Below are 12,105 nucleotides of genomic sequence, written 5' to 3'. Positions count from 1 at the left end.
GGCGGCCCCTCATGACGAGGACAACGCGTTGGCATAAGCCCCGTCCTCAGGACCTTCGCGCGTCCGCGGGGCCGGGATGGCGACGCGCGTGCGCCCAGGCGAGCTGCTCCGCCGCACTGTTCAGCAGGGTGTCGAGGACGACGGGGTAGGCGCTGTGGTTCATCCGCCCGGCCAGGAGCCGCGCGGTGGCCGCGATGTGCGGGTGGGTGCCGGCGGGCAGCTCGGCGTAGGTGGACCGCCACATCTCCTCGTCCGCCGCGCGGGCCTCGTCCGTGAGCGCCAGCGTCCCGGCGTCCAGGGCCGCGAACGCCAGGGTGAGGTCGATGAACGCGTGGTAGACGACGACGGCGTCCGCGTCCGGGAAGCCCGCGCCGCGCAGGACGCCCAGGATCGTCTCGTCCACGGCGATCTCCCGCGGCCGGCCGGTGACCCGGCTGGCCGTCAGCACGGCGGCCTGGGGATCGGCGAGGTAGGAGGCGTGGATGGCCTGGCCGAGCGCCCTCAGGTCGGCCCGCCACTCCCCGGTGGCCGTCCAGGTGTCCAGCGCCCGCCCCATCAGCTCCTCGCCGATGGCCCGGGTCAGGTCGTCCAGTCCGGCGAAGTACCGGTAGAGGGTGCTGGGATCGGCGCCGAGGGCCGCGCCCAGCCTGCGTGCCGTCAGTCCGGTGCCGCCGTGCTCCCGCAGCATCCGCAGCGCCGTCCGCACGATCAGTTTCTCGGACAGCACCGTGCCCTGCCGCGTCGGCCGGCGTCTGCGCCGCTCCGTCTCCGGCACCACCTGTTTCGCCATGCCGCCCCTTCCCGCCCACCGCGCGCCCGTGACCCTTATGCCAACACTATTGACCTTAACCGAGGGCATCCCCTTGCATCTGTCCGACCGGGAGGCATTCGTCCCCGGCGACGAAAGGTGTGTGACATGCGAGTACTTCTCGTGGGCGCGGGCGGCGTGGGCACGGCCGTCACCCGGATCGCGGCCCGTCGCGGCTTCCTGACCCACATGGTCGTCGCGGACTACGACCTCGCCCGTGCCGAGGCGGCCGTCGCGGCGCTGGAGGAACACGGGGACCGGTTCAGCGCGCGGCGTCTGGACGCCTCCGACGAGGACGCGGTGCGCAGGCTGCTCATCGAGGAGAGGTGCGACGCGCTGCTCAACGCGACCGACCCGCGGTTCGTGATGCCGCTGTTCGACGCGGCCCGCGCCGCGGGCACCCACTATCTCGACATGGCGATGTCCCTGTCCGCGCCGCACGCCACCCGGCCCTACGAGCGGTGCGGCGTCAAGCTCGGCGACGCCCAGTTCGAGCAGGCCGGGGCCTGGGAGGACTCCGGGCGGCTGGCCCTGGTCGGCATGGGGGTCGAGCCGGGCCTGTCGGACGTCTTCGCCCGGTACGCGGCCGACGAACTCTTCGACGAGATCGAGGAGATCGGCGTCCGCGACGGCGCGAACCTGACGGTCGAGGGCTACGACTTCGCCCCCTCCTTCAGCATCTGGACGACCATCGAGGAGTGCCTCAATCCCCCGGTGGTCTACGAGAAGGACCGCGGCTGGTTCACCACCGCTCCCTTCAGCGAGCCGGAGGTCTTCGACTTCCCCGAGGGCATCGGCCCGGTGGAGTGCGTCAACGTCGAGCACGAGGAGGTCCTGCTCATCCCGCGCTGGGTGGACGCCCGCCGGGTGACGTTCAAGTACGGTCTCGGCGACGACTTCATCGCCAAGCTGAAGGCGCTCCACGAGCTGGGCCTGGACTCCACGAAGAAGGTCACCGTCCCTTCGGCGGACGGGCCCGTGGAGGTCTCCCCGCGCGACATGGTCGCCGCCTGTCTGCCCGACCCCGCCACGCTGGGCGACCGCATGACCGGCAAGACCTGTGCGGGCACCTGGGTCAAGGGGACCAAGGACGGCTCGGCCCGGGAGGTCTACCTCTACCACGTGGTCGACAACCAGTGGTCGATGCGGGAGTACGGATCCCAGGCGGTGGTGTGGCAGACGGCCGTGAACCCCGTCGTCGCCCTCGAACTCATCGCGGGCGGAGCCTGGTCGGCGAGCGGTGTCCTCGGCCCCGAAGCCCTGCCGCCCCGCCCCTTCCTCGACCTGCTCGGCGAGTACGGCTCGCCGTGGGGCCTGCGCGAGGAGGGCTGACGCCCGGACGTGGCCCACGGCACACGGCGGGGGCGCCGTCACCGGCGGAGGGTGCGGTATGAAGTGTGCTGTGCATGATCAGACCCGACCCGCGACCGTCCGCGTGTTCATCGCCCTCGCCCCGCCCGACCACGCGAAGGAAGAACTGGCCCGGGAGCTGCGCCCCGCCTACACCACGCACCCCCACATGCGGTGGAACCGCATCGAGGACTGGCACATCACCCTGGCGTTCCTCGGGGAACTGCCGGTCGGGACGGTTCCTCTCCTGCGGCCGCCGCTCGCCGGCCTCGCGGCGGCCCGCAGGTCACCGTCCCTGGCCCTGCGCGGCAGCGGCAGTTTCGACGACCGTGTGCTGTGGAGCGGGATCGACGGGGACCTCGACGCGCTGCACGCGCTCGCCACGGATGTGCGGACCACCGTCGAGGAGTGCGGGGTCGTCCTCGAGGAACGGCCCTTCCGCCCCCATCTGACGCTGGCCCGCGCCCGCAGGGGGGACCACACCTCGACGGGCGAGATCGCCCGCGGGATCGCCGGGTTCACCGGCCTGCGGTGGCCCGCCGAACGGCTGCACCTGGTCGGCAGCAACTTCGGCCGCAGCAGCGGACCGATCCACTACCGCGACATCGAGGCGTGGCCCCTCGGCGACGGGAGCTCCACCGGTTCCTGAGGCGCCGGCCGGGGCGCCGTCCTCCCCCCGGGCGCGGCCCGGAGAACGGCCCCGGGCACCGGGTGACGGTGCCCGGCCGCATCACTCGTCGGAGTCCGGCTTGTTCCGCGCCGCCGCGTAGGCCTGTGCCGGGGTCATGGGGACTCCGTTGAGGCTGACCGTCCTGTAGGGGCTGACGTTCGCGCATTTCCTGGCCTCGGCGGTGGAGGCGTGGGCGTCGGCGACCGCGGCCTTCCTGTCCGGGGCGGAGGACGACGAGCCGCCGGGGTAGGTGCCGCCGCTGGGCCAGTCACTGCCGACCACCAGGACCAGCCCCGGGCCGGTGCCCTGCTTCAGATGCGAGGCGGGCAGTCCCAGGGCCTTGGCGGCCGTTCGGGCCGCGCCCTTCTCTCCCGCGCCGTAGGTGAGGGTCGTGGTGGTGGCCGTGCCCGGGGCGTTGCCGGTGGTCGTCCTGGGGCTGAAGCCCTTCCCGGTGAGCGCGCCGGCGACGACGGAGGCGCGGCCGGTGATCCCGGTGCCGTTCTCCACCGTGACGGCGACCTCGGCGGCGGGCACGGCCGGGGCGGAGGGCTTCTCGGTCGCGGCGGCCGCCGCGGACTTCTTGCCCGATCCGGTGGTCAGCGACTTGTCGTCGGCGATCGTCGCGAACAGGCTCTTCGCGCCCGCGCCCACCACCACACGGTTCTTGTCGGCCGGGTCGGGTGCCGTCTGCATCGTCGTGAAGGTCATCCGCTTCGACGGCACCTTGTCCAGGTCGGACGCGAGCCCGATCAGCTTCTTCACGGTGCCCAGGCCCTCGTCCACGGTCAGCGCCTTGGTGGCGGCGTCCGCGAGGTGGTACACGGCGCTGGGGTCGGTGAGGGTGCCCGCGCTCTTGAACTTGCGGATCATCGCGCCGAGGAAGATGTGCTGGGAGACCGTACGGCCCAGGTCGCTGCCGTCGCCGAAGCCGTGCCGGGAGCGGACGAACTGCAGCGCCGCGACGCCCTTGAGGGTGTGGTCGCCCTTGGACAGTTTCAGGTGCGAGTAGGTGTCGTACACGTCGTTGTCGACGCACACGTCGACGCCGCCGACGGCGTCGGACATCTTGACCACGCCGGAGAAGTCGAGTTTGACGAAGTGGCTGATCGGGATGCCGGTGAGCTGGTGGACCGTCGCCACCTGACAGGCCGGTCCGTACTGCAGCGCGCTGTTGATCTGGCCGTAGTAGCCGGCCGTCGACCGTCCCGTCTCGCTGTCCTTGCAGGCCGGGACACGGGTCATCGTGTCACGCGGGATGCTCATCACGGTGGCGTTGGAACGGTCGGCGGACACGTGCACCACCATCTGCACGTCGGCGTTGCTGCCGGTCTGCACCCCGGTCCGGGCGCAGCCGCCGCCGAGCTTGCAGTCCGCCTTGCTCGTGCGGCCGTCCGAGCCCATCACCAGGATGTCGATCGGGGTGCGGCCGAACGCGTCCGCCTTCTCCGTGCCGCCCTTGCCGTCCAGCGGGAGGGTGTCGATGTTGCCGTTCAGGTGCTCGTAGAACCACCAGCCGGCCCCCGCCGTGCCCAGCACGAGGAGCGCGAGGCATATACCGGCGACCCTCAGCACCCGTCTGCCGCGTCCGGCCCGGCGCCCCCGTCTGCCGCCGTGCGAGCGGGAGCCCGTTCCCGACCCGCTCCGACCGCCCGGAAGAGTCGTTTCCCCGGGGTCCGTCGCACGTTGTCCGGGAACCCGGGACGTCCGGTTGCGCGTGGCCTGGCCGCCCGGGCCGTCCCAGGGGTCGCTCATCTCCCACTCCCATGAACAGTCGGGCCCGTCAGCCCCGGCCCCGAGAAGCGCGGCCGGGCGTGTACTGCGGTGTACGGGCGGATGAAGCGGACGCCTGCTCGAGTCGCACGGTTGCGCAATCTAACAAATCGACGATCCACGCAGCGGAGTTCCCCCACGGTGCGCGCATGAGTCATCTCATGTCACCGGTGGGGCACCTGGTGGAACCGTCTCCTGGAACGAGACGTGGGTTCGAGCCTTTCGGTTGCCTGGGACCGGAACTCGACCGGCCCGCGGCGGGGTTCCGCCCCGCCGATAACTCCTGGCGATCCGTCAGCCGATCGGGCAGGGTCCGGGTGATGAGCGATGAGCACGAGATGGTGTACGCCCGGATCGACTCCCTGGAGGGCCTGCTGCAACGAGGGCGTGGGCTGGGCGCGGTACGAGCGCTCCGGGAACCGCAGGAAGCCGCCGCGTTCGTGTACGACGGGATCCGCCGTGACTGGCGGTGGGACGGGACCGATGACCGCTGTCTGTACCTGGCACGGCTCGTCCACGATCTGGAGCTGTCCCTCGCTCCGGTCCTGCGCCGGCTGGCGGGGGACGAGGACGCCTGCCTGCGGGCCTGCGACGTGCTGGAACTTCTGGCCCTCTCGGGCTCGGAGGCGGCCAGGGAGGGGCTTCGTGCGTACATCGGTGAAGGCGTCCACTGGGCCCGCGTGCTGGAGTCGGTCTCGATCGGCTGGCCGGCTCCGTGGTGGGAGGACCTCGGTGACATCGCCCGCGCCCGCATCGGCGGGGAGGCCGAACCCCCGTGGATGCCCGAACCGTGGACGCGGTTCGGGATCGAGACGGCGAACCGCCCGGCCGCTCCCCGGCCGTCCCTGGACGGGCTCGGCACCGACGAGCTCCTCGCCCTGCTCCGCGACGAACGCACCGGGGACGAGACGAAGTTCGACGCGTTGCGCGCGCTGAACCGCCGGGAGCCCGTCGAGGAGCTGCTCCCGCTGGTGCCCTCGCTGGGCACCGAGGACGGGCTGCGGCCGCTGCCGTTGCTCCGGCGGGCCGTCGAGCGCCTGGACGCCCTCGCCGTACCGGCGGCGCGCGGCTGGGCGGAGGACCGGCGTCCGTGGCTGGCCCGGCTGGGAGCGGAGGTCCTGGCCGATCACCCTTCCCCCGGGGACCTGCCCGGACTCGTACGGGAACTGGCCGGTCAGTGGGCGGCACGTTCCTGGTGCGGGCCCGACCGGACGGCCCGGCGCCTGGCCCGGTTCGGTCCCGACGCGGCCGAGGCGTTGCCTCACCTGCGGCGCTTCTGGCTCCACACCCCGCATTCGTACGAGCGGACCGCGTATCTGAAGGCCCTGGCGGCCATCGATCCGAGCGGACTCGACCACGTCCACGCCGAGTTCCTCTGGGACTGCGAGGAAACGGCACGGCTGACGGCGATCACGTCGGTGCCCGCCGTCCCGGAGACGCTGGAGCGGATCGCGGCACTGCGCGACGATCCGATGGAGACCCCCGAGGTACGGGCGGCGGCGCGGGAGCGTCTGGCGTCCGCCACCGCCGGGAGCACCGGCACGGGCACCGGTGCCGGCACGGTCACGTACGCGCCCTGAGGCCGGGCGGACCACCGGCCGCGAAAACGCCCACCGGTGGCGCAACGGAGCGCCGCCGCCGGAGCCGGGCGGTATCCCTGGGGACGTAGATCCACCGGACGAAACGGACTCACCATGCCGACCCGGCTCCCCCGCTCCCTCGTACGCCGCCGACGCACCCCCGCGCCCCTCCGGCGGCGTTCCCGGCTCACCGTCCTGCTCTCCGCCACGCTGCTGGCCCTGACCCCCGTCGCACCGGCCCTGGGCGCACCCGTCGGCATCGCCGACGTCCACCACCCGAAGGACGGCGCCCCGCCCTTCGCCAAGACCCTGACGCCCGATCTGATCGCGGAGATGCAGCGGCTGCGCATTCCCGGAGCGGTGGTGTCGATCCGCACTCCGCAGTGGGGCACCTGGACCAAGACGCTCGGCACCGAGTCCCTCAGGACGGGCAAGCCGATCGCGGCCGACGAGCACTTCCGGGTCGGCAGCATCACCAAGACCTTCACCGCCACGGTGATCCTGGAGCTCGTCGACCAGGGCCGGATCAGACTGGACGACCCGGTCTCGCGCTACCGGCCCGACGTGCCGAACGGGCGCAACATCACCATCCGCCAGCTGCTCCAGATGACCAGCGGCCTCTACAACTACAGCGAGGACCTGCACTTCAACCAGGTCCTCGACGACCGTCCCAAGACGCAGTGGACGCCCGAGGAACTGCTCGCGATCGCCTTCCGGCACCAGCCGTACTTCCCGCCGGGGCAGGGCTGGCACTACTCCAACACCAACTACATCCTGCTCGGGCTGATCGCCGAGCAGATCACCCACCGGCCGCTCCCGTCACTGATGCGCGACCGCGTCTTCCGTCCGGTCGGCATGCCGCACACCAACCTGGCCACCGACGCGGCCTTCCCCTCGCCCCACCCGCGCGGCTACCAGTTCATCAGCAACGTGGACAGCCTCACCGCGCCGGTGCTCACCGGGAAGGAAGCCGCGTGGGCCGACTGGTCGGCTGGCAACCCGATGGACGTCACCGACGCGAACCCCTCGTGGGCCTGGGCGGCCGGCGGCGGCATCTCCACCCTGGACGACCTGCTCCGCTGGGCCCCCGCGCTCGCCGAGGGACAGCTCCTCAGCCCGGAGACCCAGCGCCAGCGGCTGACCTTCGTCCCCACCTCGGACGTGCCGGGCGCACCCACGTACGGCCTGGGGATCGTCGACTTCTCCGGCTTCCTCGGCCATGACGGCCAGATCCCCGGCTACAACAGCTTCGTGGGCTACGACCCGAAGCGGAAGGCGACCGTCGTCGTCCTGGTCAACCTGAACCAGTCACCGGACGGGTCCGCCCCCTCCGACCAGTTGACGAAGCTGATCTTCTCGGAGGTGTTCCACATCCAGCAGCCCTGAGCGGCAGGGCACGACGACACGGGGCCGGGCCGCCGACGCGGCCCGGCCCCGCCGCGTTCCCGTGTCCCGCCGCGTTCCCGTATCCCCCGCGTTCCCGCGTCCCGGTCGACAGGCGCGGGAGGGAATCACCGAAGTCCGTCCAGGTCCGCCAGCAACTGCGGCCAGGTGGCCGCGAATCCGGGGTGCAGGCGGAGCGAGCCGATCTCGGCGGGGGCGCACCACCGGTAGGCGGCCCCTTCACCGTCGCCACGGCGCGGGGAGAAGGACTCGGTGACCTCCGCGACGACGGTGTGATAGGCCCATCCGCCGTGATCGTCCACGAAGGTGTGGATCCGGCGGAGCTCCGGAACACCGCCCAGTTCCTCCGCGAACTCCCGGCGGGCCCCCTCCCACGGGCTTTCGCCGGCGTGCAGCGCGCCGCCCGGAATGCTCCAGGTACGGCCGTGATGGACCCGCCAGGAGCGGCGCTGGAGCAGGAACCGGCCGTCCTGGCGCAGGAGCAGTCCCGCCGCGCCGTGCGGACCCCAATGACGGCACCCGCGCCGGTCCCTGACGTATCCGCGACCGCTGTCGGCCATGCCGCCTCCCTCGTGCAGACGATGCGGTGGGCTTCTCCGCACGCCGTGATGACGTACTCATTGTCGACGGACCGTCGGACGCGCCGCGCCGTGCCCGGTCGTGGGGGCCGGGACGGGGCGGCCGGAGGCGGGCCCGTGTTTAGCCCGCGCGACACAGGAAACGCGGCAGGAGAAGAAGGGGACGCCCGCAGACGACGTCCCGCCACCGGAGGACGTCATGATCATCCTCGGAGTCATCCTGCTCATCATCGGCCTCGTCGCCGGTATCGGAATCCTCTGGACCATCGGGATCATCCTGGTCGCGATCGGTGTCGTGCTGTGGATCCTGGGAGCGGTCGGCCGTGAGGTCGGCGGACGGCGGCACTACTACTGAGGGCCGCCCCCTGCCCCGGCGTGGGCCCGGACGGCGCACCGCGTACGCGACTCGTGACGGACGACGGACGCCCCGGCGAGCGGTCGGCCGGTTCTCGCCGGGCCTTTCCCCCGGGGGCCGTCAGTGCCCTCGACGGGTCGCCGGCCGCGCTCGTGCCCGCTCGTACGACGGGCAGGTCCGGCAGCGGGACGGACCCGGTCCCGGACAGCGAGAAACCCTGTCCCGCACAGTGCGGGACAGGGTTTCGACGGAGCGCCGGGCAGGCCTTGCACCTGCATTTCCCCGCAGGAAGCGGGGCGTCTTTCCTTGGACCACCGACGCGTCACCAACCGGAGGGACCCCCTCCGACCGGCACGAGGTGAATAGTAGCGTACGGATGTACGGGCGACGCCCCGCGCACCGCCGGGTGCCGGCACCCGGGGGCTCCGGCACCCGGCGGGCCCCGTCAGACGATGGCACCCGCGCATCCCTCGACCCGCCCCGGTACGACAAATCCGCCGTCCGGGGGCGGCGACCACGTCCGGGTCGCACCCCGCGTCGTCCCGCACCCGGCATACGCCGTTCCGATCACACCCCCAGGGCCCGATCGACCGGGACCGCGGACACGGCCCATCCTCGCGAAAACCCCTGGCCACAGAGCCGGAAGGGCGGCGGCGACCGTGGCCGCGCCACCAACGGCACGGATCACCGGGCCGGCCCGGTGATCCGGTGTGCGCCCCGGCGCTGTCGAGGATCCCCGGACCCAGGGTCACGCCGGGGTGAATATCTTCGGAAAACCCTTCTTTCGCGCCGTTGTGGACGAAGTATCACTTTCCCGATACTTCGAGTCGTCGCAGCCCTGCCAGGAAAGCGGCCACCTCCCGAAGCCGCGCGACCCGCTCCCGCTCCCCGGGCCGACGCGCCCCCCTCCCCGCCCTCCGGGCCGACCGGATCCCCACCCCCTTCGCCGTCCCGCCTGCACACGTCCCTGCCCTGAGGAGAAGTCCGATGGACAACCGGTACGAGGCCCACGCCTCCGCAGACCCGATCTTCTACGGCCCGCCCCGACGCCGGGGCGCCCAGGAGGAGTTCACGGCCGTCGGCCGCCCGGTGGGCGCCGCCGAACGCACCGCTCCGCGGGCGTCCGAACTCCCCTGCACCGTCGAGCGGGTCCTGCGCTTCTCCGACGCGGGCGGCGTCCACCTGGGGCGCGAGGCCCCGGACGGTCCGCGGGTGGTGCTGAAGGCGACCCGTCCCCGTGCGGGGCTGGACCAGCGCGGGGGTGACGCCGTCACCCGGCCGCAGCAGGAGCACGACATGACGGCCCGCCCGGCGGGTCTCCCCGGAGTCCCCGCGCTCCACGAACTGCTGACCGTGCGGGACCACCGTTTCCTGGTGAAGGAGTTCGTCGGGGGGCAGTCGCTGAGCGAGTGGCTGACCGCGAAGTACCCGCTCGTCCATCCGGACGCCGACGACACCGCCGTCGCCGAGTACACCCGCGAGGCGATCGCCGTCGTGGACCGGATCGAGCACGTCCTCGACGGCATGCGCGCCCGTGGTGTGGTCTTCGGGGACCTCCGCCCCCGCGACCTGATCATCCGACCGGACGGCGGCATCTGTTTCGTCGACCTCGAACTCGCCGGTCCCGCCGACTCGTTCGTACGTCCCGCGCCGGGTGCCGCCGGCTTCACCGCCCCGTCGGGACGCACCGGCTCCGAGATCGACCGGTACGGGCCGACCGCGATCCGCCTGTGGCTCTTCCCGCCGCCGACACGGCTGTCCGCCCCGGACCCGGGCAAGGGCACCGAACTCGCCGACGTCACCGAGCGCCGCTTCCCCGTGCCTCCCGGACACACCGCGGGGATTCGCCGTCCGCTCGCCCCCTCGCCCCCGGACGGCCGCGCTCCCCGGCCCGGACCGGGCCCGCGCAGGACCGAGACCCGGGCCCTGCTCAGCGGGCCGACCGCCGACTGGCCGGCCGTCCGCGACTCGCTCGCGGCCGGCATCCGGGCCATGGCCACCCCTCACTGCGACGACCGGCTCTTCCCCGGCGGCATCGCGCAGTTCACCCGGGGCAGCCTGGGTATGGCCCACGGGGCCGCCGGCGTCCTGTACGCCCTCCACGCCACCGGCGCCGGCACGGACACCGCACACGTCCGGTGGCTCGTCGACGCCGCCCGGACCCGCCCGGCCCGGTCCGGGCTCTACACCGGCGGCCACGGAGTGGCCTACACCCTCGACCTGCTCGGCGAGCGGGAGGCCGCGCTCGAACTGCTGCGGCGGATCACCGACACGGTCCCGGACAGCCCCCCGGGTCCGGACCTCGCGTCGGGCCGCGCGGGCATCGCCCTGGCCCTGCTGCACTTCGCCGACGCCACCGGCGACTCCCGGCTGCTGGACACCGCCCTCGTCCACGCACTGGCCTCGGCCGACGAACTGGAGAGGGAGGGCCCCTCGAGCGGGCGGCGGAAAGCCGGTCTGATGAACGGAGCGTCCGGTGCGGCCCTCGCCCTGGTCCGCCTCCACGAAAGCACCGGCGATCACGCTCTTCTCGAACGGGCCGAGACCCTGCTCCAGCTCGACCTCGAACGGTGCGTGACCGCGGCGGACGGCACCCTCCAGGTCCTCGACGGATACCGGGTGCTCCCCTACGTCGAAACCGGCAGCACCGGCATCGGGCTGGCCCTGAACGCCCTGCTCACCCACCACCCCGGCAGTCCGACGGCCCGCTACCGGACACCGATCGGCCGCGCCGCCGAACCCGGATTCATCATCCGGCCCGGTCTGTTCAACGGTCGCGCGGGGCTCATCGGCTACCTCGCCCTCACCCGGCCCCGCCCGCACCTCCTGGACGCCCGGGACGCCCGGCACTCCGTACACACCACGGACGGCATGGACGGCGTGGACGCGGCGGTCCACCGTCAGACCGCGCTGGACCGCCACCGCCGGCTCCTGGCCCTCCACCAGATCTCCTACCAGGGCCACCTCGCCTTCCCCGGCGACCGGCTCCTACGGCTCTCCGCGGACCTGGCGACCGGCTCCGCCGGCGTACTCCTGGCCCTGGGCACCGCTCTGGCCGGCACCCCCTTCCTCCCCTGGACGAGCGGAGCCGGCCCGACACCGCCGAGCCCCGTCCGGCCGGGTGATCACCGGGTCCTGAGCCGAACGGATCGAGCAGGATCGGAGAAGCCACCGCGGACGGGCCGCGACTAACGTGAACGGCACGACTTCCGTCGCATCCATCACGCTCGAAGCGGACGACATCACCACCGCCGAGCGGTTCTACGCCACCGCCTTCGGACTCGGCCCCCAGCTGCGCCTGCGTGCCGGCGCCACTTCGCTGAAGCCCGTGGCGAAGAGCTTCGGCGGCAAGTACGCGGAGTTCACGGCGGACGAGCCCGGCCGGTTCAAGCCGGCGCTCTACAAGCGTGCCGCTCCGGCCAAGGATGTCGGGGTGGCCGACGACGGCACCGGCTCGCACAGGATCGCCCTCGCCGGTTCCACCACGGTGTTCACCGACCCGGACGGCTTCGCCTGGGAGGCCCCGTCCCTGACACCCGCTCAGCACTGATCCCGCGCCACCGGAACCACGTCCCGCGCGAGCACGAGAC

The 12,105-nt window shown here is 72.6% G+C and carries 10 protein-coding genes; 7 read left to right on the top strand and 3 right to left on the bottom strand.

The annotated features are described in order from the left end of the window. Positions 1 to 46: 46 nt before the first annotated feature. Positions 47 to 790 carry a TetR/AcrR family transcriptional regulator gene (locus tag ACICHK_RS37740; protein ID WP_151469610.1) on the bottom strand — a complete coding sequence of 248 codons (744 nt, stop codon included), beginning with the start codon at positions 788 to 790 and terminating at the stop codon, positions 47 to 49. 126 nt (positions 791 to 916) lie between these two features. Between ACICHK_RS37740 and ACICHK_RS37735 the strand changes: the two genes are divergently transcribed. Together ACICHK_RS37735 and thpR are read left to right on the top strand one after the other, a co-directional pair. Beyond that, complete coding sequence (locus ACICHK_RS37735) at positions 917 to 2,140, top strand: saccharopine dehydrogenase family protein (RefSeq protein WP_406840478.1); 1,224 nt, start codon at positions 917 to 919, stop codon at positions 2,138 to 2,140. A gap of 58 nt (positions 2,141 to 2,198) precedes the next feature. Next, positions 2,199 to 2,807 carry an RNA 2',3'-cyclic phosphodiesterase gene (thpR, locus tag ACICHK_RS37730; RefSeq protein WP_406840477.1) on the top strand — a complete coding sequence of 203 codons (609 nt, stop codon included), beginning with the start codon at positions 2,199 to 2,201 and terminating at the stop codon, positions 2,805 to 2,807. An 81-nt stretch (positions 2,808 to 2,888) separates the two neighbouring features. Here the strand turns inward: thpR and ACICHK_RS37725 are convergent, their stop codons facing one another. Then, entirely contained in the window at positions 2,889 to 4,400 is a 1,512-nt protein-coding gene (locus tag ACICHK_RS37725) for an LCP family protein (protein WP_406840476.1), read from the bottom strand. A gap of 518 nt (positions 4,401 to 4,918) precedes the next feature. Between ACICHK_RS37725 and ACICHK_RS37720 the strand changes: the two genes are divergently transcribed. Together ACICHK_RS37720 and ACICHK_RS37715 are read left to right on the top strand one after the other, a co-directional pair. Further along, the gene (locus tag ACICHK_RS37720; protein ID WP_406840475.1) at positions 4,919 to 6,178 is read left to right on the top strand and encodes a hypothetical protein; all 1,260 of its coding nucleotides are present in this window, start codon (positions 4,919 to 4,921) and stop codon (positions 6,176 to 6,178) included. 114 nt (positions 6,179 to 6,292) lie between these two features. Continuing rightward, positions 6,293 to 7,564 (top strand): serine hydrolase domain-containing protein, encoded by a 1,272-nt coding sequence (locus ACICHK_RS37715; protein WP_406840474.1) that lies wholly within the window; start codon positions 6,293 to 6,295, stop codon positions 7,562 to 7,564. Positions 7,565 to 7,689: 125 nt separating this feature from the next. Here ACICHK_RS37715 and ACICHK_RS37710 read toward each other — a convergent pair whose 3' ends face one another. Continuing rightward, positions 7,690 to 8,142 (bottom strand): NUDIX domain-containing protein, encoded by a 453-nt coding sequence (locus ACICHK_RS37710; protein WP_151469614.1) that lies wholly within the window; start codon positions 8,140 to 8,142, stop codon positions 7,690 to 7,692. A gap of 217 nt (positions 8,143 to 8,359) precedes the next feature. On the opposite strand from ACICHK_RS37710, the gene ACICHK_RS37705 reads away from it, so the two are divergent. The 3 genes from ACICHK_RS37705 (at position 8,360) to ACICHK_RS37695 (ending at position 12,065) form a co-directional block, all read left to right on the top strand. After that, on the top strand, positions 8,360 to 8,515 hold the full coding sequence (locus ACICHK_RS37705) for a DUF6131 family protein (protein ID WP_192582399.1): 156 nt from the start codon (positions 8,360 to 8,362) through the stop codon (positions 8,513 to 8,515). A gap of 987 nt (positions 8,516 to 9,502) precedes the next feature. Then, complete coding sequence (gene lanKC, locus ACICHK_RS37700) at positions 9,503 to 11,707, top strand: class III lanthionine synthetase LanKC (protein WP_406840473.1); 2,205 nt, start codon at positions 9,503 to 9,505, stop codon at positions 11,705 to 11,707. Position 11,708: 1 nt separating this feature from the next. After that, positions 11,709 to 12,065, top strand: a complete 357-nt coding sequence (locus tag ACICHK_RS37695; RefSeq protein WP_406840472.1) for a hypothetical protein — start codon at positions 11,709 to 11,711, stop codon at positions 12,063 to 12,065. The last annotated feature ends 40 nt before the right edge of the window (positions 12,066 to 12,105 follow it).

The sequence above is a fragment of the Streptomyces sp. AHU1 genome, assembly GCF_045343905.1.
GTDB classification, from domain to species: domain Bacteria; phylum Actinomycetota; class Actinomycetes; order Streptomycetales; family Streptomycetaceae; genus Streptomyces; species Streptomyces triticiradicis.
This window is presented reverse-complemented; position numbering and strand designations above follow the sequence as displayed.

What these genes read in the sequence shown, in the direction of transcription:
- ACICHK_RS37740 (WP_151469610.1), bottom strand. Translation starts at nt 790, where the DNA reads ATGGCGAAACAGGTGGTGCCGGAGACGGAGCGGCGCAGACGCCGGCCG.
- ACICHK_RS37735 (WP_406840478.1), top strand. Translation starts at nt 917, where the DNA reads ATGCGAGTACTTCTCGTGGGCGCGGGCGGCGTGGGCACGGCCGTCACC.
- thpR (WP_406840477.1), top strand. Translation starts at nt 2,199, where the DNA reads ATGAAGTGTGCTGTGCATGATCAGACCCGACCCGCGACCGTCCGCGTG.
- ACICHK_RS37720 (WP_406840475.1), top strand. Translation starts at nt 4,919, where the DNA reads ATGAGCGATGAGCACGAGATGGTGTACGCCCGGATCGACTCCCTGGAG.
- ACICHK_RS37715 (WP_406840474.1), top strand. Translation starts at nt 6,293, where the DNA reads ATGCCGACCCGGCTCCCCCGCTCCCTCGTACGCCGCCGACGCACCCCC.
- ACICHK_RS37710 (WP_151469614.1), bottom strand. Translation starts at nt 8,142, where the DNA reads ATGGCCGACAGCGGTCGCGGATACGTCAGGGACCGGCGCGGGTGCCGT.
- ACICHK_RS37705 (WP_192582399.1), top strand. Translation starts at nt 8,360, where the DNA reads ATGATCATCCTCGGAGTCATCCTGCTCATCATCGGCCTCGTCGCCGGT.
- lanKC (WP_406840473.1), top strand. Translation starts at nt 9,503, where the DNA reads ATGGACAACCGGTACGAGGCCCACGCCTCCGCAGACCCGATCTTCTAC.